The 20,989-nt window shown below is 73.4% G+C and carries 8 protein-coding genes and 1 pseudogene; 2 read left to right on the top strand and 7 right to left on the bottom strand.

Translation table 11 applies throughout. The annotated features are described in order from the left end of the window. Nucleotides 1–265 precede the first annotated feature (265 nt). The 3 genes and pseudogenes from R2B67_RS02265 to R2B67_RS02255 all read right to left on the bottom strand — a co-directional run. Nucleotides 266–7,489: pseudogene (locus R2B67_RS02265) on the bottom strand (non-ribosomal peptide synthetase); the annotation flags it as partial. Then, nucleotides 7,486–13,962 (bottom strand): non-ribosomal peptide synthetase, encoded by a 6,477-nt coding sequence (locus tag R2B67_RS02260; RefSeq protein ID WP_317816120.1) that lies wholly within the window; start codon nt 13,960–13,962, stop codon nt 7,486–7,488. The pseudogene R2B67_RS02265 and the gene R2B67_RS02260, both read right to left, overlap by 4 nt. A 77-nt stretch (nt 13,963–14,039) precedes the next feature. After that, nucleotides 14,040–14,957, bottom strand: a complete 918-nt coding sequence (locus tag R2B67_RS02255) for a TauD/TfdA family dioxygenase (RefSeq protein ID WP_317824763.1) — start codon at nt 14,955–14,957, stop codon at nt 14,040–14,042. A 296-nt stretch (nt 14,958–15,253) separates the two neighbouring features. On the opposite strand from R2B67_RS02255, the gene R2B67_RS02250 reads away from it, so the two are divergent. Continuing rightward, on the top strand, nt 15,254–16,651 hold the full coding sequence (locus R2B67_RS02250) for an MFS transporter (protein WP_237329077.1): 1,398 nt from the start codon (nt 15,254–15,256) through the stop codon (nt 16,649–16,651). 51 nt (nt 16,652–16,702) lie between these two features. Beyond that, complete coding sequence (gene panD, locus R2B67_RS02245; protein WP_018513060.1) at nt 16,703–17,119, top strand: aspartate 1-decarboxylase; 417 nt, start codon at nt 16,703–16,705, stop codon at nt 17,117–17,119. 79 nt (nt 17,120–17,198) lie between these two features. Here the strand turns inward: panD and R2B67_RS02240 are convergent, their stop codons facing one another. The 4 genes from R2B67_RS02240 to sbnA form a co-directional block, all read right to left on the bottom strand. After that, on the bottom strand, nt 17,199–17,906 hold the full coding sequence (locus R2B67_RS02240; protein WP_317816119.1) for a response regulator transcription factor: 708 nt from the start codon (nt 17,904–17,906) through the stop codon (nt 17,199–17,201). After that, nucleotides 17,903–18,523, bottom strand: a complete 621-nt coding sequence (locus R2B67_RS02235) for a helix-turn-helix transcriptional regulator (RefSeq protein WP_026241672.1) — start codon at nt 18,521–18,523, stop codon at nt 17,903–17,905. Before R2B67_RS02235 ends, R2B67_RS02240 begins: the two co-directional genes overlap by 4 nt. Before the next feature lie 281 nt (nt 18,524–18,804). Further along, a complete protein-coding gene (sbnB, locus tag R2B67_RS02230; protein ID WP_109980568.1) occupies nt 18,805–19,827 on the bottom strand; it encodes a 2,3-diaminopropionate biosynthesis protein SbnB in 1,023 nt (340 codons plus the stop codon). Next, entirely contained in the window at nt 19,821–20,972 is a 1,152-nt protein-coding gene (gene sbnA / locus R2B67_RS02225) for a 2,3-diaminopropionate biosynthesis protein SbnA (RefSeq protein ID WP_317816118.1), read from the bottom strand. The genes sbnB and sbnA overlap by 7 nt, the downstream gene beginning before the upstream one ends. Between the last annotated feature and the right edge of the window lie 17 nt (nt 20,973–20,989).

Here is a 20,989-nt window from a genome sequence, read left to right as displayed (position 1 = left end):
GACCCTCGCACGGGGTGTCCGGCCGCAGCGGCCGGGCACCCCGTCGTCATGTCCGGGGCCGGACCGAGGTACGGGGAGCCGGCCGGTGCGGTCGGGGCACCGCCCGTCGACGGAGTGGGCCGCCGAGGATCGACGCGACCGCCCACCCGTCCGCCGCGCGGAGTGTCCCCCGCGCCCTCCGCATCGGCCGGGCGCGGGCGACAGCACGGAGCCCGGCCGGAGCGTGTGCTCCGGCCGGGCTCTGTCCGGTCCTCTCCCCGGGACGTCAGTCCAGCACCGAGGCCAGGGTCGAGGCCAGGGACGTGACGTGGGGCAGGCGCATGACGCCGAAGTGGTCGCCGGGGACCCGGTGGACCTCGACCCCCGAGTTCAGCTCCCGCCAGCGGCTCAGGTACTCCTCGTACGACTGGCCGAGGGCCACCTCGTGCTCACCGCGGGCGAGTTCGTCGCTGATGATCAGATGCAGCGTGCCGGGGACGTGGTGGTGCCGGTAGGTGAGCGTCATCTCCATCACCTCGCGCCAGATCCGGGCCGAAGGGAGCCAGACATCGGCCCCGTTCCGCTCGGGGAGCACGATCCCGGTCTCCGGGTCGGCATCGTCCACCAGGTGGTCCAGCAGCTTCAGGATCTCCTCGCGCAGCGCACCCGTGTCCTCCTCCGGGCCGGCGGCGGCCAGCTCCTCCAGCTTGGCGGTGCAGCTCTCGATCAGGTGGAACTCCTCCCACAGGCCCTGCCGTTCGTGGCTGTCCAGGCCCGGATCGAGCAGGACGAACGTCACCTCCTCCCCGTCCGCCCGCAGCCGGTCCGCCATCTCGGCGGTGATGCCGCTGCCGCCGCACCAGCCCAGCAGCCGGTACGGGCCGTGCGGACGGGCCGCGCGGATCTCGGCGACGTACCGCTGTGCCATCTCCGCGGCGGTGGGCACCGGCAGCCCAGGACCGGACTGGAGGCCGGGCCACTCCAGGGCGGCGACCGGCAGATCCGGCGCCAGGTGCGGGAGCAGCCGCTGGTACCAGTGGGCGCTGCCGCCGCCGGGGTGGACGCAGAACAGCGGCGCCCGGTCGCCCTCGGCGCGCAGCCACATCAGGGCGGTGCGCGAGGTGTCCCCGTAGTCGCCGCGCTCGGCCGCTGCGGCGATGGCGTCCAGGGTGTGGTGCTCCACGAACGCCCGTACGGTCAGCTCCAGGCCGTGGCGTTCCCGGAGCAGTGCGATGGCCCGCAGAATCAGCAGGGAGTGCCCGCCGAGCAGGAAGAAGTCGTCGTGGACTCCCACCTGTTCGAGGTTGAGGACCTCCGCCCACACCTCGGCCAGGGCCCGTTCGGCCGCGGTGCGCGGGGCGACCACCTCACCACCGGTGCCGCCGTCCGGCGCCGGGAGCGCCGCGCGGTCCAGCTTCCCGTTGGCGTTGAGCGGCAGCTCGTCCAGCCGGACCCAGGCGCTGGGCACCAGGAAGCCGGGGACCTTCGCACGGAGTGAGGAACGCAGGAGCGCCGGGTCGAAACCGCTGTGCTCCGCCGGAACGATGTAGCCGACGAGCTGCTTGTCGCCGTCCGGGCCCGGACGCACGGCGGCCGCCGCCTCGTGCACCCCCGGCAGACCGCTCAGACCCGCCTCGACCTCGCCCAGCTCGATACGGTGGCCGCGCACCTTGACCTGGTGGTCGCGGCGGCCCAGGAAGTGCAGCACGCCGTCCGGGTCCTGGCGCACCAGGTCGCCGGTGCGGTAGAGCCTGCCACCGGGCCAGGTGCCGGTGGGGTCGGGTACGAACCGGTCGGCGGTCAGCTCCGGGCGGCCCAGGTAACCACGGGCCACCCCGGGACCGCCGAGCAGCAGTTCGCCGGCGACACCGTACGGAACGGGGCGGAGGTCCTCGTCGGTGACCAGCGCGGTGGTGTGCGCGATCGGCGGGCCGATGGGGATGGGCCGGTCCGTCTGCTCCAGGGTGAGCGCGTGCTGCCCGGTGGCGAAGGTGGTGCACTCGGTCGGCCCGTACATGTTGCTGACCCGCAGCCCGTGGCCGAGCGCGTCCCGTACCCGGCTCGCGGAGAGCACGTCCCCGCCGGTCAGCAGCGTACGCAGACCGGTCAGCGTGTCCGGGCAGCTCTCCACCATCAGATGGAAGAGGCTGGTCGTCAGGAACGCCACGGTCACCCCGTGCTCGCTCAGCACCTCGGCGATGCCCGCGGTGGTGGGCGTGCCGGGCGGGGCGAACGCCAGCCGGCCGCCGTTGGCGAGCGTGCCCCACAGCTCGAAGGCGGAGGCGTCGAAGGCCAGCGGAGAGACCACCAGGACGGTGTCCCGCGGCCCGATCTCCGCGTGGTTCTCGTCGTGCACCAGACGCACGACATTGCGGTGGGTGACCTGGACGCCCTTGGGACGGCCGGTGGATCCGGAGGTGTAGATGACGTACGCGGTGTTGTCGGGGGAGATGCCCGCCTCCGGGGCGGTGGGAGGCTGTGCCTCCAGTTCGTCCCGCGCGGTGTCCAGGAGCACCGTCGGGACATCTCCGGGGAGCCGGTCCGCCAGGTCGGAGCGGGTGACCAGCAGCCGGGCACCGGAGTCGGAGAGCAGATAGCCGATCCGCTCCTCGGGGTACTCCGGGTCGACCGGTACGTAGCAGCCGCCCGCCTTGACCACGCCGAGCAGGGCGACCGCCGTCTCCGCGCCGCGCTCCAGGCAGACCGCCACGGGGTCCTCGGCGCGCACCCCGCGGGCCCGCAGCAGGTGGGCGAACCGGTTGGCGCGTTCCTCCAACTGGCCGTAGGTCACGGTCGATTCACGGTCGACCAGGGCCACCGCCCCCGGGTCGGCGCCCCGGCCGATCAGCTCCGGCAGGGTCACCTCGGGCGGCAGCCGACGGGGCACCGGACCGGAGGCGTCGCCGGCCAGGCCGACGGCGCGGAAGGACGCGGGGGAGGACTCCGGCCGCTCGGCCATGGTCCGCAGCACCTCCACGAAGGCGGCGGCCATCGTCTCCAGCCGGGCCCGGTCGGCCCAGCCCGGCCGGCAGGTCATCCGTAGCTCGCCCGGGAAGGTCCACACGTCGAAGGTGAACTCGTTGGGGCTGCTGTCGGTGACCGCCTCGGGGGCGGAGCCGGACTGGTCCAGTACATGGAAGTCGAGGTAGCCGAAGATCACGTCGACCAGCGGGACCCCCGCGCCCCATTCCCGCTGCATGGCGGGCAGCGGGTACCGGCGGTGCGGCCAGATGGCGGCCTCCTCCGCGAAGACCGCGCGCAGCAGCTCCTCCCAGCTCGGTGCCTCCAGGTCGACCGCGAACGGCACGGTGTTGAGGTACATGCCGCGCACCTCGTCGCCGTCCGGGAGTTCGGGGCGGCCGTTGCAGACGGCTCCGGCGAAGAAGCGGCGCTGTCCGGAGATCAGGCCCAGCAGCGTGAGATGGGCGGTGTAGAGCACCGTCTTGAGCGAGGTGCCGGTACGGGCCGCCAGGGCGCGCAGCTCCGGGTCCAGTCCCGCCCAGGAGACCCGGACCTCATGGGCGGGCCCACCCGACTCCGTCGGCGCGGTGGGCGCGGGCAGCTCCAGGCGCGGGAAGCCGTCGATCCTGCTCTGCCAGAACGCCCGGTCCTCCGAGGACTCCAGCGCCTGCTGTTCCAGGGCGATGAAGTCGGCGTAGCGGGCCCGCGGCGGGGGTGTGACGGCGCAGTCGGCGTCCTCGCGGATACGGCCGTAGTCGGCGCGGATCTCCTGGATCACCGAGTGGTGGCTCCAGCCGTCCAGGATCGCGTGGCACTCCGTGTGGGTGAGCGTCCAGGTGCGTTCACCGGTGCGGTGCACGTGGTAGCGGAGCAGCGGGGCGCGTTCCAGGTCGAACGGTACGCGCTGCTCGGCGGCGCGGAACTCCGCGACGGCGGCGCGCTGTCCGGCCCGGTCCAGCTCCCGCAGATCGGTGAACCCGACCTCCGCCTCGGCCTTGGCGTGCACGAGCTGGAGCGGTCCGGAGAAACCGGACAGCCGGAAGGAGGTACGGAGGATCTCGTGCCGGTCGACGAGGCGCCGGATCGCCTCCCGCAGCGCGGGCAGGTCGAAGGGGCCGTCGTCGGTGAAGTGGAAACTGCTGACGTTCTGGTAGGTGTTGGCGTCCGGATCGGCCAGCAGTTCGTAGACCATCCCGGCCTGGACCTCGCCCAGCGGATAGGCGTCGGCCAGCCCGTCCGGCAGCCGCTCGCGGTCGGCCGGTGTCAGCTGGCTGAACGGGGCGACCAGTTCGTGCCCCTGCCCGCTGCCGCTGGTCTCGGTGGCGACGGTGGCGAGCTGGGCGACCGTGGGGTGGGTGAAGAGGTGCTGTACGGACAGGGCCAGGCCGCGGGCCGTGAGCGCCCCCACCGCGCGGATCGCCCGGATGGAGTCGCCGCCGAGGTCGAAGAACCGGTCGTGGACGCCCACCCGGTCGAGGTCCAGCGCGGCGGCCAGTTCCTCGGCGATGGTCCGCTCCACCGGGGTGCGGGGCGCGGTGTACTCACCGGCCCGGCTCTCCCGGCTGCGGTCCGGGGCGGGCAGCGCCTTGCGGTCGGTCTTGCCGCTCGCGGTCAGCGGCAGGGCGTCGAGCACCGTCCAGTCGCCGGGCACCATGGCGTCCGGCAGCCGCTCGCGGAGCCAGGTCCGTACGGCGTCGGTGTCCGGGGCGCCGGCCTCCGGCGAGGGGTGGCCGACGAGATGGGCCACCAGCCGCCCGTCGTGCACCGTGACGGCCGCGGCGCTGACCGAGGGGTGCTCGTGCAGGACCGCCTCGATCTCGCCCAGCTCGATGCGCTGGCCGCGGATCTTCACCTGGTGGTCCATCCGGCCCAGATAGTCGATGGAGCCGTCCGGCAGATGGCGGGCCAGGTCGCCGGTGCGGTAGAGCCGCGCGCCGGGCTCCCCGCCGAAGGGGTCGGGGACGAACCGGTCGGCGGTCAGCGCGGGCCGTCCCGGGTAGCCCCGGGCCAGCTGGACACCGCCCAGCAGCAGCTCTCCCGGGATCCCGACCGGGACGGGCCGCAGGGCCGCGTCCACGATGTAGGTACGGGTGTTGGCGATGGGCCTGCCGATGGTGACGCGCTGTCCGGGAACGCAGGGGGCGTGGGTGACGTCCACGGCCGCCTCGGTCGGGCCGTAGAGGTTGTGCGGGGCGACCCCCAGACGCTCCACCGACGCGGTGACCAGGTCCCCCGGCAGCGCCTCGCCGCTGCAGACGACGCGCCGCACCGAGGGCAGCGCCGGCACGGGGCCCGCGAGGAACGCGCGCAGCATCGACGGGACGAAGTGCAGGGTGGTGATGGACTGTTCGGCGATGGTCCGGGCGAGGTACGCCGGATCCCGGTGGCCTCCGGGGCGTGCCATCACCAGGGTGGCGCCCGTGATCACCGGCCAGAAGAACTCCCAGACCGACACGTCGAAGCCCATCGGGGTCTTCTGGAGCACCCGGTCGGTGGCGTCGAGGCCGAACTCCCGCTGCATCCAGTGCAACCGGTTGACGATCGCCCGGTGCTCCACCAGCACCCCCTTGGGGCGGCCGGTGGACCCGGAGGTGTAGATGACGTACGCGGCGTCGTCCGGGCCGGAGGAGCCCCCGGGCAGGGCAGGGGCCCCGTCGGGCAGCATTCCGCCCCGCGCCAGGGGCACGACCGCGACCTCCTCCGGCACCCCGTCCGGGCCGGCCCCGGTATCGGTGAGCACGACCCGGGCACCGGAGTCGGAGAGCATGTACCGGCGGCGCTCCGCAGGGAGATCCGGCTCCAGCGGGAGGTAGGCGCTGCCCGCCTTGAGCACACCGAGGAGGGCGACCAGCAGCCCCCGGGAGCGCTCCAGGCACACCCCGGTCACGGTGCCGGGACCGGCCCCCCGGGCCCTGAGCGCGTCGGCCACCGCCTCCGCGCGGCGGTCCAGCTCGGCGTAGCCGAGCGTGCCGTCCTCGTCGGCCACCGCCACCGCGTCCGGGGTCGCCGCGGCCTGGGCCTCGAACAGCCCGTGCAGCGTGCCGGTGGGGAACGGGACGGCGGTGTCGTTCCAGCGGTGGACGACCTGCTCCAGCTCCGCCGGGGACATCAGCTCCAGCTCGGCCACCGGGACGTCGGGCTCGGCCACGGCGGCGGTGAGCAGCCGGACGAAGTGACCGGCCATGCGGGCGGCCGTCGCCGCGTCGAACAGCGCGGTGGCGTAGTTGAGTCCGCCGGAGAGCGATCCGTCCGGCTGCTCGGCGACACTGAGCGTCAGATCGAACTTGGCGGTGGTCTCACCGACCGCGAGCCGCTCCACCACGATCGTCTCCGCACCCCCGGCGTCCGCCTCCGAGGACTCACCGTCGGTGCCCTCCCAGAGGAACATGGCGCCGAACAACGGTGTACGGGAGGGATCGCGCTCCGGAGCCAGCGCGTCCACCAGCCGTTCGAAGGGCACCTCCTGGTGGCCGTAGTCGTCCAGCGAGCCCTCCCGCACCCGGTCCAGCACCTCGCCGAAGCCGGGGGCTCCCGAGAGGTCGGTGCGCAGGACCAGGGTGTTGAGGAAGAGCCCCAGCATGTTCTGGGTCTCGGTCCGGTCCCGGCCGGACACGGGGGTGCCGACGGCGATGTCGGTGCTGCCCGCGTACCGGCCGAGCAGCACCTGGAACGCGGCGAGAGCGGCCATGAACGGGGTGGCGCCGCGTTCACGGGCCAGCCGGGAGAGCCGGCCGGCGACGTCGGCCGGCACGGTGAAGGGCGCCACGGCCCCGCTCTCGTCCCGGACCGCGGGCCGCGGCCGGTCGGTGGGCAGCTCCAGCGGCGTGAGCCCCGCCAGCCGCCCGCGCCAGTGGGCGAGGCCTTCCCGGAGCTTCTCCTCGGTGAGCCGGGCCCGCTGCCAGACGGCGAAGTCCGCGTACTGGAGAGCGGGCGCGGCAGGTTCCGGATACTCCTCCCCGGCAATCGACCGGCGGTAGTCGGCCATGAGCTCACGCACCATCAGCTCTTCCGACAGGCCGTCCGCCGCGATGTGGTGCACGGTCAGGAAGAGAACGTGCTCCTCGGCCGAGCAACGGGCCAGGACGGCCCGCAGTACGGGCCCCTCGGCCAGGTCCACCGGCCGCCGCCCCGAGGTGCCCAGCACCGCCAGCCGGCGTGCGCGGTCCGCCGGGTCCAGCGCGGCGAGATCCTCCTCGACGAGGTCCACGGGGGCGGGCGGGTCCACGATCTGGACCGGGTCGCCGTCGACGACCTCGTAACGGGTGCGCAGCACTTCGTGCCGTCTCACCAGCGCGTCCAGCGCACCCCGCAGCGCCCCGGGGTCCAGAGGGCCGCGCAGCCGTAGCGCGGCCGTCATGAGGTAGGTGGTGGAACCGGGACTCAGCCGGTCCAGCACCCACAGCCGCTGCTGGGCGGAGGAGAGCGGCAGCGGACCGCCGCGCGGGGCACGGGGGATGCCGTCGGACGGGGCGGGGGCGGCCGCACCGCGCAGCCGCTGCCGGAGCAGGCGGGCGCGGAGGTCCGCGGGGTCGAGTGTCTGGTGGGTCATCGTGCGCCTTCCGGGTTCAGCAGTTCCGCGACCTCTGCGTCGGAGAGCTGGGCGACAGCGGCCTCGACGGCCTCGGTGACGGCCGCCGCGAGGGCGGTGACGGTGGTGTGTTCGAAGAGGCGGCGCAGCGGAAGTTCCACCGCGAAGGCCTCCCTCAGCCGGGCCAGGACCCGGGTGGCCAGCAGCGAGTGCCCGCCCAGGGCGAAGAAGTCGTCCTCGGCACCGACCCGGTCGACCCCGAGCGCCTCCGCCCAGATCGCGGCGACCGCCTCCTCGACCGGGTCCCGGGGCGCCACAAAGGCGCGTTCGAGAGCGGTGGCGGGGGCGGGCAGGGCCTTGCGGTCGATCTTCTGGCTGGCGGTCATCGGCAGGGAGTCCAGCACGGTCCACAGCGCCGGAACCATGTAGTCGGGCAGCCCCTCCCGCAGATGCTCACGGAGCGTCTCCGGGTCCGGGGCGGGGGCGCCGTCCAGGCCGGTCACATAGGCGGCCAGCCGGCGGTCGCCCGGGGTGATCTCGGGCGCGGTCACCGCCGCCGCACCGACGCCGGGATGGCCGGTGAGGGCCGCCTCGATCTCCCCGAGCTCGATGCGCAGCCCGCGGATTTTCACCTGCTGGTCGATCCGGCCCAGGAACTCCAGGGTGCCGTCCGGCCGGTAGCGCACCAGGTCACCGGTGCGGTAGAGCCGCTCGCCCGCGCCGCCGAACGGATCGGGCACGAACTGTGCGGCGGTCAGCTCCGGCCGCCCGTGGTAGCCGCGGGCCAGCCGGACGCCGCCGACACAGAGTTCGCCGGGCACACCGATCGGTACGGGGCGCTGCCCGGCGTCCAGGACGTAGGCCCGGGTGCCCGCGAAGGGGCGGCCCAGCGGCATGGACGCGGTGTCCCGTTCCCCGCTCTGCCCGGCCGGACCGGTGTGCAGCAGGCAGGTGACGGTCGCCTCCGTGGGGCCGTAGCAGCAGACGAAGCGTCCGGGCAGCCCGCTCGCGGCCCACTGCCGGGCGTCGGCCACGGTGACCACGTCGCTGCTGAGGTTGATCAGCTTCAGCCCGGTGAGCACGCTCGTGTCGTAGTTCATCGCCTCCCGGTAGTAGGCCGGGGTGGTCTCCATGACCGTGACACCGTGTTCGGCCAGCCGGGCGGGGAGTTCGGCCGGGCTCCAGAACAGCGGGTCGGCGATCACCACGGCGGCACCGGTCAGCAGCGGGGCGGCGATCTGCTCCATCGACACGTCGAAGGTCAGGGAGGAGAGCTGGACCACCCGTTCACCCGGGCCGATCCCGTACGCGTCGGCGGCGATGCGGCAGTGGTGGGCATAGGCGCGGTGGTCGATCATCACCCCCTTGGGGCGCCCGGTGGAACCGGAGGTGTAGATCACGTAGGCGAGGTTCTCCGGGGCCGCCGGAACGTCCGGCAGCGCCCCCTCGGCGCCGTCAGCGGCCAGGGCGTCCACGGTGAGCACCTGATGGCCGGCGCCGGTGAGGCTGTCCGCGTGCTCGGACGTGGTGACCAGGAACCGGGCCTCGGCGTCCTCGACGGTCCGCAGGAGGCGCTGCCGGGGATGGCGGGGGTCCAGCGGTACGTAGACCGCACCCGCCCGCAACACACCGAGCAGGGTGACCACGGCGTCGATGCCGCGTTCCTGGCAGGAGGCCACCGGGGTCTCCGGACCGGCCCCCAGGGCTCGCAGGCGCCGGGCGAAGCGGGCGGAGCGGGCCTCCAGAGCCGCGTAGTCGAGCTCCTCCTCACCGAAGACCAGGGCGGTGGCGTCCGGGGTGCGGGCGGCCTGCCGGACGAACAGCTCCGGCACGGTCAGCCCGCGTTCGTCCTCGGGGACTATCTCCGGCAGCCGGGCGGCGTACGGGTCGGGCCAGACGTCCAGCAACTGCCGGCGCTCGGCGTCCGACATCAGATCGAGACCGGCCACGGCCGTGTCGGGCGCGGCGGTCAACGATTCCAGGAGGCGCAGATAGTGGGCGGCCATCCGCTCCACCGTGGAGCGGTCGAAGAGTGCGCTCGCGTACTCGAACCAGCAGTGCATCCGTCCGTCGGGACGCTCCTTCACGGTCAGCGTCAGGTCGAACTTGGCGGTCCGCGGACCCGCGTTGAGCGGTTCGGCCGCCAGCCCGCCGAGCGTGGAGGTGAGCCCGCCCATGTGCTGGTGCTCGAACATCACCTGGAACAGCGGGTTGCGGGAGAGGTCGCGGTCGGTCGCCAGCTCGTCCACGAGCTGCTCGAACGGGACGTCCTGGTGGGCGAACGCCTCCAGGCAGACCTCCTTCACCCGCTCCAGCAGTCCGGTGAAGGCCGGGTCCCCGCTCAGATCCGTACGGATGACCAGGCTGTTCACGAAGAGGCCGAGCAGCCCCTCCGCCTCCTCCCGGGTCCGGGCGGCCACCGGAACGCCCACCGCGATGTCCGTACGGCCCGTGTAGCGGTGCAGCAGCACCTGGAACGCGCCGAGCAGCGTCATGAAGGGCGTCGCGCCTGACCGCTCGCCCAGCTCCGTCACCGCGCGGCCCAGGGCGTCGGGGACGTCGACGACGACGGTGTCCCCGGCCGCGTCGCGGGTGGCGCCGCGCGGCCGGTCGGACGGCAGCTCGACCGGGGTGAGACCGCCGAGGCGCTCCAGCCAGTGCTCCAGCTGACGAGCGGTCTCCGGGGTGTCCTCCTGGGCGCGCTGCCATGCGGCGAAGTCCGCGTACTGGACCGGTCCCGGACGGAGCGGCGCCTGACGGCCCGCGGCGAACGCGGTGTACGCGGTGTCCAGGTCACGCAGGAACACCTTGGTCGACCAGGCGTCGAAGGCGATGTGGTGGGCGGCCAGGGCCACCCAGTGGTCGCCGGGAGCGGCGCGGATCACCGTGACCCGCAAGGGGTGTTCGGCCGCCAGGTCGAAGGGGACGCGCAGGGCCTCCTCCAGCAGCTCCCGGGCACGGACGGGTCCGTCGTCGGTTCCCGAGAGGTCCACCTCCCGGTACGCCACCGGACCGGGCGGGTCGATGAGCTGCACCGGGCTGCCGTCCCGCTCCTCGTACCGGGTTCGCAGCACCTCGTGCACCCGTACCACCTCCTCCAGCGCTCGCCGGAAGGCCTCGGTGTCCAGCGGGCCGTGCAGCCGCAGGGCCAGCGGGATCAGGTACTCCTGGCTCCCCGGCTCCAGCCGGTCCAGGAACCACATGCGCTGCTGGCCGAAGGAGAGCGGCAGCACACCGTCCCGCGAGACCGGAACGATCCCGCCAGGTCCCTGACCGGGTTCCTCCGCCTGAGCGGCCCCGGTGGCCCGGTCGATGCGGGAGGCCAGGGCGGCGGCGGTGCGGTCGGCGAAGAGGTCGGCCACCGTCATCTCGATGCCGAAGGCACGGCGCAGCCCGAGGATCAGCCGGATGGCGAGCAGCGAGTGGCCGCCCAGTCCGAAGAAGTCGTCATCGGGTCCCGGTTCGGGAATCTCCAGGACCGAGGCCATGGCTGCCACGACGGCCTGTTCCGTCGCCGTACGGGGAGTGGTGCGGTCCGGTCCGATCGCGGCGGACGGTGCCACGTCCTCCTCGGGGCCGGGCAGCGCTCCCCGGTCCACCTTCCCGCTGGCGGTCAGGGGGAGGGCGTCCAGCAGGACCAGCCGGGAGGGCACGACCGCGGCGGGCAGCCGCGCGGCGAGGTGGGCCAGCAGCTCCGACCGCAGCCCGGCCGGGTCCGTTCCGGTGGCAGGCACGGCGTAGGCGGTCAGCTCCAGCTGGCCGTGCGCCCCGGGCCGGGCCACGACCGCCGAAGCGGTCGCCGCGGGATGGGCCAGCAGCAGGGCCTCGATCTCGGCCGGCTCGACCCGGACACCGTGGATCTTCACCTGGTCGTCGCTCCGGCCCAGGAACTCCAGGGTCCCGTCGGCCCGCCAGCGGACCAGGTCGCCCGTGCGGTACCAGCGACCGCCGGGCACCGTGGCGTACGGGTCGACGCCGAAACGCTCGGCCGTCTGCCCGGGGCGGCCGAGATACCCCCGGGCCAGGCCGGCTCCCCGTACGCACAGCTCACCGGGGACCCCGACCGGGACCAGCAGGTCCGCCCGGTCCACCACGGAGACACCCACACCGGTCAGGGGAGCGCCGATGGCGACCGTGCCGGATCCGGGCAGCCCCTCGCCCGTGTAGCGGTGGGCGGTCGAGTCGATGGAGCACTCGGTGGGGCCGTAGGTGTTGGAGACCTCCACCCCGGGCACCGCCGCGCGCAGCCGCTCGCACAGCTGGGCGGGCAGTGGTTCCCCGGCCGAGCTGACCAGCCGCAGCGCGGTGCAGCGGGAGAGGGCCGGCTCCTGTACGAGCAGCCGCAGCACCGAGGGCACCACCTGGAGCAGGGTGACCCGGTGGCGGGCCATGGCGGCGGCCATCACGGACGGGTCCCGGTGCGCGTCCGCCGGGGCCATCACCACGGTGCCGCCGGAGACCAGCGGGGAGAGGAACTCCCAGAGGGAGGCGTCGAACCCGATGGTGGTCTTCTGGAGCAGCCGGTCCGCCGCGGTCATCGCGTACGCCTCCACCGACCACAGCACCCGGTTGCGCAGCCCGCCGTGGGTCACCACCACGCCCTTGGGGGTACCGGTGGATCCGGAGGTGTACACCACGCAGGCCGCCTCGTCCGGACCGGCCTGGTGGGGGAAGGCCGCGGACGAGGCGTCCGGACCGGTCCCGGCCCACTCGGCGTCCAGCGCACGCACCGGGATGTCCCCGCCGAAGCCGTCGCGCAGGGCCTCCTCGGTGAGCACCAGCGCCGCGCCGGAGTCCGACAGGAGGAACTCCCGCCGGACGTCGGGGAGATCGGGGGCCAGCGGCACATGGACTCCGCCGACGGCCAGCACGGCCAGGATCGCTGTCACCAGCTCCGGGCCGCGGTGGAGACTGACCGCGACGGGGGTGCCGGGGCGGACCCCCTCCTCCCGCAGCCGGACCGCCAGCCCGGTGATCCGGCCGGCCAGCCCGGCGTAGTCCACCGAGCCTCCGTCGTACGCCACGGCTGTCGCATCCGGGGTGGCGGCCGCCCGGTCGAGCACCATCCCGACCAGGCCGTGGCCGGAGCGGTCCTGCGAGGCGGGCCGGGACACACCCTGCCCCCAGGCGGTGAGCACGGCCCGCTCCGCCGGTGCGGTCAGCTCCAGCCGGTCCACCGGGGTGCCGGGCGAGGCGACCACCTGGCCGAGCAGATGGAGGAAGTTCTCGGCCATGCGCTCCACCCGGTCCCGGTCGAAGAGCGCGGTCGGATAGATGAACTCACCGCCGATCGTGCCGTCCGGACGTTCCGTCAGGTGGAGGGAGAGGTCGAAGGCGGAGCTGCGCGCGCCCCCGGCGACCCGGGTGACCTCCAGGCCCTGGAGCGCGAACGGGCGGCGGTGTGCGTTGTGCAGTGCGAACCCGGCTTGGAAGACCGGGTTGCGCCCCGGGTCCCGCTCCGGGGCGAGGTCGGCGACCACCCGCTCGAAGGGCACCTCCTGGTGGCTGTAGGCGTCCAGCGTGGTGCTCTTCACCCGGGACAGGAGCTCCCGGAAGTCCGGGGCGCCGCCCAGGTCCGTACGCAGCACCACCGTGTTGAGGAACAGCCCGATCAGCCGTTCCAGCCGGGCGTCGTCCCGGTTGGCCAGGGAGACGCCGACCGCGATGTCCTCGGCCCCGGAGTAGCGCCCGAGCAGCAGTTGGTACGCGGCGAGCCCGGCCATGAAGAGCGTGGTGCCCTGCTCCTTGGCGAGCGCCGAGAAGCCTGCCGCGAGGGGCGCCGGCACGGTGAAGGCGACGGTGTCACCCGTGGCGTCCCACTGGGCCGGCCGGGGCCGGTCGGTGGGCAGGCCCAGGGGAGTCGTGTCCGTCAGCCGCTGCCGCCAGTAACCGAGTTGGCGGTCCATCAGTTCGGGCTGCGCCGTCCACCACTCGCGCTGCCACTCCGCGTAGTCCGCGTACTGGAGTTCCGGATCCGCCGGCGCCGGGGCGCCACCGGAGGCGAACGCCGCGTACGACTCGCGCAGTTCGTCGGCGAGCAGGCCCCAGGACCAGCCGTCGAAGGCGATGTGGTGGAAGGTGAGCAGCAGAGCCCAGTCCTCCGGTGCCAGCCGGACCACTGCCACACGCCAGGGATGCTCCCGGCGGATGTCGAGGGGCCTGGCGGCCCAGCTCGCGCCGAACTCCCGCAGGCCCTGCTCGCGCTGCTCTTCCGGGACGTCGCCGAGGTCGGCCAGCTCCGGTTTCACCGGCTCCGGCTCGTCGATGAGCTGGATGCCGACGCCGTCCTCGTCGGCGTACCGGGTGCGGAGCACCTCGTGCCGGGCGGCTGTCTCGGTGAGCGCGGCGATCAACGCCTCCGTGTCCAGCGGGCCGCGGATGCGGAAGGTTTCGTGCATCAGATACTCGGCGGCGTCGCCCGACCTGAGCTGGTCGAGCAGCCAGAGCTGTTCCTGTGCGAAGGACAGCGGATAACCGCCGTCGACGGGTGCCATCGGTCGTCTCCCTGGGCAGATGATGGTGGGGCGGTGGGGCGGTGGGGCGCGGTCGGCGTACGGGGCCGGGCGGCGGGTCAGTCCTGTTCGACCGGACCGCTGGACGGCTCGGCCATGGCGACGGCGATCTTGCGGGGGCCGGTGAACGGCTCCCGGGCGTGTGCGGCCAGCATGTTGTCCACGACCAGCACATCGCCCTGCTGCCAGTCGAAGCGCCGCTGCTCGGCGCGGTAGCAGTCCCGCAGGTGTGCCACCACCTCGTCCGGCACCGGGGCGCCGTCGCCGTAATAGGTGTTGGTCGGCAGGTCCGCCTCCTCGTACATCTCCCGCAGCGCACCGCAGAGGTCCGGCCCCAGCGTGGTGACGTGGAAGAACGTCAGGTGGTTGAACCACACGCGCTCCCCGGTCACCGGATGCCGGTGCACCGCCTCGCGGCGTGCCCGGGTCCGCAGGCCCCCCGGGGTCCACTCGGCGACCACACCGTTGCGAGCGCAGTACGCCTCGACCTCGGCGCGGTCCTCGGTGTTGAAGGCGTGCTGCCAGGGGACGCCGAAGCCGTCCGTGAAGTTGCGCACCACCATCCAGCCCCGGGCGGCGAACTCCTCCCGTACCTGCGGGTCGATCGCGGCCAGCACCCGCCGGGTGTCGGCGAGCGGGGTGGAGCCCAGCGTGTCGGGCGGGGTCACGCAGAGGAAGAACAGCGTCAGCGGCCAGGTCGCCTGGTAGGAGTTCTCGTTGTGGAGAAAGATCTCCTCGGAGGGCGGATAGTCGGTCGAGGTGTAGACCTGGCCCTTGATGGTGGAGCGGGGCGAGGAGCGCTCCGCGTACGTCAGCGGCTCGCCGCCGATGGCGCGGACCGTCCGCTCGAAGCCGTCCACGCCGTCGTCGCCGAAACCACGCAGCAGCACGGCACCGTGCTCACGCAGTCGGGCGCGGATCTCCGGCCGGGCGGCGGCCAGCCGGCCCGCCGCGGAGCCCCCGGGGGCGGCCGTCATCAGATGAGGAAGCGTCTGCCCTGAGGTCCGGGACTCGGCCGAGGCCGGCGTGAACAGGGCTGAAGGGTTTGCGGTCATACCGGCCAGGGTCGGCGCACGGCTCCCGACAGGGCAGAGAACATCCGGCGGAGTCGTCGGCACGGTGGGTGCGCCCCATTCTGCGCGTCCTTCCCTGGGCCGGTCCGCCGCCGCGCGGCACGCTGACGTCACCGTGCGGCCCGGTGGCCCAACCGTCGTGCCGGGTGTCCCGTGCGGCCTTCGAGAGGATTCCCCGTGTCTGAATGGAGAACAGGCCCATGAGCAGGGTCGCCGACCACGCGGGTGCCGCACCCGCGCCACCGCCCTTGCGGCGCAATCGGGATTTCCTGCTGCTGTGGAGCGGTTCGGCGGTGGCGATCATCGGATCCACGGCGTCCACGGTGGCCTACCCGCTGCTGGTGCTCGCGGTCACGGGGTCGCCCTCCGCCGCGGGGCTGGTCGGGTTCGTGGTGCTGCTGCCCGCCCTGATCTTCCAGCTGCCGGCCGGGATCCTGGTCGACAGCTGGAACCGCAAGCGCGTGATGATGTGGTGCGACGGACTGCGTGCCGTCGGCGCGGCGAGTGTGGTGCTGGCCCTGCTCCTGGGCGAACTCCGGCTGGCCCATGTGATGGTGGTCGGGTTCGTGGAGGGCACGCTCACGGTCCTCAACGGGCTTGCCTCCACCGCCGCTGTGCCCAACGTGGTCCACCCCAGCCAGTTGTCGGCGGCGCTCGCCGGGAACGAGGCGCGGGGCCGGGCCGCCACCATGATCGGGACTCCCCTGGGGGGGATTCTCTTCGGTGTCGGCCGGGCGGTCCCCTTCGTGCTGGAGACCTTCGCGTATCTCGTCTCGCTGGCCACCCTGCTGGGCATCCGGAAGGACTTCCAGACGGCCCGCCCCGGCGAACGGGCCGGGGCCGGTCCGAGCGGCGGCGCGGCGGGGGAGAGCCGCACCACCCGGGTGCGGCGGCAGGCGGGCCGGATGGCCGAGGGGCTCACCTGGCTCTGGCGGCAACCGCTGCTGCGCACCACCGCGCTCCTGGTGGCCGGGAGCAACCTGCTGTTCCGCGCGCTCTTCCTGCTGATGATCGTGCTGCTCGCCGAGGAGGGCGCGGGTCCGGCAGCGATCGGTGTGCTCGTGGGCGTGGCCGGCGGGTGCGGGATGCTCGGGGCGCTGGTCGCCGGCCGGATCGGCCGCACCCTCAGGATGAATTCCCTGGTGATCGGGGCCAACTGGGTGTGGGCCCTGCTCATGTGCGTACTGGCCTTCGGGGGCGGGCTGTGGCCGGCCGCGATCGCCTACACGGCGATGTGGTTCGTCGGGCCCATCTGGAACGTGGCGGTCGGCACCTACCAGCTGGCCGTCACCCCCGACGGACTGCGTGGCCGGGTGCTGAGCGCGTCCAGCCTGCTGGCCAACGGCGCGCTGTCGCTGGGGGCGCTGGCAGGCGGCCTGCTGCTGGACGGCTTCGGGGTGCGGGCCGCGGCGGCGGTGCTCGCCGGGTGGATGGTGCTCATGGCTCTGGCCGCCACCTTCTCCCGCCCGGTGCGCCGGGCCACGATGACCGCGATCACCGCCCCCGCCGAACCGGCGCCCGCCGAGGTGCCCGCTCCGGCCGAACCCCGCAAGGCACCCGCCGGGGCGACCGGGGCCGGCTCCGACGGTCACCACTGAGCAACCCGTTGTCCATCCCCTTCCCGTACGACAGATACTGGAGACCACGCCATGTTCCGGACCATGTTCAAGTCCAAGATCCACCGCGCCACCGTCACCCAGGCCGATCTGCACTACGTCGGATCGCTGACGATCGACGAGGACCTCATGGACGCCGCCGACCTGCTCCCCGGTGAGCAGGTCCAGATCGTCGACATCACCAACGGCGCCCGCCTGGAGACCTACGTCATCTCCGGCGAACGCGGCAGCGGGATCATCGGCATCAACGGAGCCGCGGCGCGGCTGGTCCAGCCGGGAGACCTGGTCATCATCATCTCGTACGCCTCCGTCGCCGACGCCGAGGCCAAGGCGCTCGTGCCCAGCGTCGTCCACGTGGACCAGCACAACCGGCAGGTGTCGCTCACCGGTTCGGATCTGGCCGAGCCCGCGCCCGGCAGCGGCACCGTCCGCGGTGATCTCGTCCACTGACGCGACGGAACCGCGTGCGGGCCCGAGGTCACCGACCTCGGGCCCACACGCGGTTCGCGGCTCCTGCGGGGCCGCTGCGTCAGATCAGCCCGGCTCGCACCGCGCGTGCCACCGCATGGGCCCGGTTCCGGACCTGGAGCCGGGCCATCAGCTCGTAGATGACGTTCTTGACGGTGTGCTCCGAGCAGGACAGCGCCTGGGCGATCACCGCGTTGCCGTGGCCCTCGGCGACCAGGGTGAGCACTGCTGTCTGGCGCGGCGTCAGCGGGGCTGTCCGGGCGGTACGGGGAGTGTCGGGGAGAGCCGTCGCGGGCTCGGGACCCGACTGCTGGGAGGCGCCGAGCAGGCGCACCAGCACACCGTAGGGAAGCCGGCCGTCGCCGTGGTGGGCCGAGTGGACGGCGGCCACCAGCTGCTCCGGAGTGGCGTCGGTGGTCCGCAGGATCGTCCGGGCCCCCGCCCGCACCGCCCGCAGCACACCGTCCGGGGAGACCGACTGGGCGGCCACCAGGACCCCGTGCCGGTTCCGGCCTCTGAGCGCGGGGGCGGGGCACGACTCGACCGCCTCGTCCACGGTCCTCCCGGCGGCCAGCACGACCAGATCGGGGCGGGGCGATCCGCCCTCCACCAGGGGGATTCCCGCCCCGGACAGCCGGCGGTGCCAGGACCGCCGCAGGTCGTCGTCCGCGGCGCGCACGTGGACGCGCACCGCGGTCCGGTCCGTGGCGGCACGGTGGGGCGCGGAGGCGCCGGCCGGGGTGCGGGCGGTGGGCGGCGCGGCGCTCACAGGAGACCCGCCCGGAGCGCGTAGGCGACCGCGTGGGCGCGGTTCCTCAGCCGGAATCGCTGGGTCACGTTGTGCATCACCGTCGTCACCGTCCGGACCGAGTACGAGAGCCGTCCCGCTATCTCGCTGGTCTCGTGGCCTTCGGCCACCAGCCGGAGCACCGCGCGTTCCCTCTCACTGAGCCCCGCCGCCCCCCAGGCATCGGCGACACCCGCCCCGGCGTCCTCCGTACGCTGCTCCAGCAGCCCGTCCAGCAGATCGGGCGGCACCGTGCAGTCCCCGCTCGCCGCGGCCAGCACGGCGTGGGCCAGTCGCGGGCCGCTGGTCTCCCGGCGGCGCAGCAGACCCCGGGCCCCCGTGGCAATGGCGTGCAGCGCCTCCGGCGGGCTCAGCTCGGTGGCGACCAGGACGACCTCCGGGCGGTGGTCAGCGGCCCGGGTACGGCGCAGCAGGTCCAGAACCGGGTCGGCCACCCGGTCGACCACGACGACCGTCACGTCCGGAAGCTCGCCCCCGACGGCGGGCAGGATCTCCGGGCTGCTCGCCAGGGCGCTCAAGGTGCCTGCCTCCAGCACCGGGTCCACAGCGACGACGCTCACGCGCACCGTATTCCTCATGGATCTTCCTCCTCGCTCGGCAACGGCTCTCGCCGGTGTCACCGAGCATCGAGTCCGAGGGCGCGCGGGACATCGGTACACCACCCCCAGATTTCCGCGGTGCCCCCACCTCCGGTCGCCCCCGCGATGTCCATGAGCGCGGAACGGCCCCCGTGCGCGTCCGGAAACGCACGGGGGCCGTGGGTGAGGATCGGCTCTGACCTGCGAGAAGTCGGTTCCTGGCCAAGAGGTATGGGGGTGCAGCCGAAATATGGGGGGCCGCTCCCCAGACGCGGGCCCGCTCAGACGGTCTCGACGGTCCTGGGTTCCGGGAGGAAGCCGGCGATCTCGTGGCCGACACCGGCCGCGCGAGCCTCGCGCACCACCAGTCCGGCCAGCGCCAGATCCAGTACCCCGAGACCGAACGGCGAGAACAGAGTGGTGCGTGCCGGGTCCCGCGGGCCCGGTTCCGCGTCCCTCAGGAGCTCGCCGAGCGTGGCGCCGATGAACGAGCGGCTGCCCACCCGCGTCTCCGCCAGATGGACCGACGTGGCCGCCCGGCAGACATGGTCGGGGTCGTCCACCACGTTCACCGCGTCCAGGACGCCCTCGACCGTGACGTCCCGGAGTGACACGTGCAGCACCAGCGTGCCCGGCAGGCACTCGTCGAGATCCAGATGGGGCACGGTGGCCGTGGTCGCCAGACTGACCAGCCGGTGCGCGGAGAGCGCCGCCCCGGCGCTCTCCGCCACGCGCACCACACGGCCGTCCCCGGCCAGTTCGGCGGAGCAGCGGTCCCGGAAGTCCGCGGCCCGCCGGGCATCCAGGTCGTGGACGGTGATGTCGGTGATCTCCGGCCGTACGACCAGGAGGAAGCGGAGCACCTCGAAGTTGATCACACCGCAGCCGATCAGCGACACACCCGTCTCCCGGCCGTCCTCGGACGGCAGGGAGACGGCGGCGAGAGCGGCGCTCGCCGCGGTGCGGCGAGCGGAGATGGTGGACCCCTCCACGAGAGCCACCGGCCTGCCCGTCCGCATGGAGTTGACGATGATCGCGGCGGAAGCGCGCTCCAGACCCTCCGCGACATTCCCGGGAAAGGAGGCGATCCACTTCATCCCGGCCAGTGGCTCCGCCCCACCCAGGTACGCGGGCAGCCCGATGATCCGGTTGCCGGGGTCGTCGGGAAAGCGCAGGAACACCGAGTGCGGCAGCGACGTGTCTTCGGCGGCATGGAGCAGATACGCCTCGCGCACGGCGTCCAGTACCTCCCGCTCCCGGTCGTCCAGAAGCCGCCGTACGTCTCCGTTGCCGATCGTCAGCATCCTGCCACCCCGGTCATCCCGCTGTTCTCGGCCACGTCGGCCACCTCGTCCTTCCACAGGTGGGACACCTCGCCGAACTGGCGCTCCACCCACCCGTCGTCGTAGATCGTGTTCAGATAACGTTCGCCACGGTCCGGCATCATCAGCACGCAGGTGGCACCGTCCGGGATGCGGTCGCCCATCTGTTGCAGGGCCGTGGCCACCGCGCCGGAGGAGCCGCCGAGCAGCAGCCCTTCGCGCAGCGCCAGCCGGCGGCATCCCACCAGGCTGTCCAGATCGCTGACGTGCACCACCTCGTCGGCGAGCCCGCCCCGGTAGAGCGGGGGCCGGACCGCCGCGCCATGACCGGGGATCAGCCGGCGTCCGGTCGGCGGCCGGAAGATGGCGCTGCCCTCGGCGTCCACGGTGACCACCCGGGTGGGCAGTCCGCGGTCGCGGATCAGGTCGCCGCAGCCGCGCAGAGTGCCCGAGGAACTGATCGTGCAGAACAGGTAGTCGGGCGCGGCGCCCAGGTCCTCGACGATCTCCGCCATGGTGATCCGGTGCGCCCAGGCGTTGCGGGGGTTGGCGTACTGGTTGGGCCAGTAGGCCCCGGGCAGCGCGTCGACCAGCTCCCGCACGCGTGCGATCCGCACCGGCTGGAACTCGCCGGTGACCGGGTCGCCTTCCGTGACCGTGTGCACATCGGCGCCGAGCGCTCGCATGATCGCGATGTTCTGCGGATTGGTGCGTGGGTCCACCACGCAGATGAACCGCAGGTCCAGGGCGCGGCAGACCTGGGCCATGCCGACACCGAGGTTGCCCGAGCTGGACTCGACCACGGTACCGCTGCCGGGGACCACCGCGCCGGTGGCGACGGCGTGGCTCAGCATGGCGTAGGCGGAACGGTCCTTGATGCTGCCGCCGGTGCTGACCGACTCCAGCTTGGCCCAGACCCGGAAGCGGGCGCCGGGCACCAGCCGGGTCAGTTCCACCAGAGGCGTCCCGCCGACGGCCGACAGCGCGCCCGCACGGTCCGGGCCGTACCCGGCGGATGCGGGGCCGGGCGGCTGAATGGTGTCGGACGGTAGGGCTACCTCGTCCGCAGGCCCGGCAGCCTGCGCCACGAGGGCCGACCGGTATCTCGGCTGGGAGACGGAGTTCATCGCCGGACTTCCCCTCG

Origin of the sequence: Streptomyces cyaneofuscatus, assembly GCF_033109485.1 — a bacterium.
GTDB lineage: Bacteria > Actinomycetota > Actinomycetes > Streptomycetales > Streptomycetaceae > Streptomyces > Streptomyces cyaneofuscatus.
The sequence above is the reverse complement of the archived record's forward strand: the minus strand, read 5'-3'. Positions and strand labels throughout refer to the sequence as shown.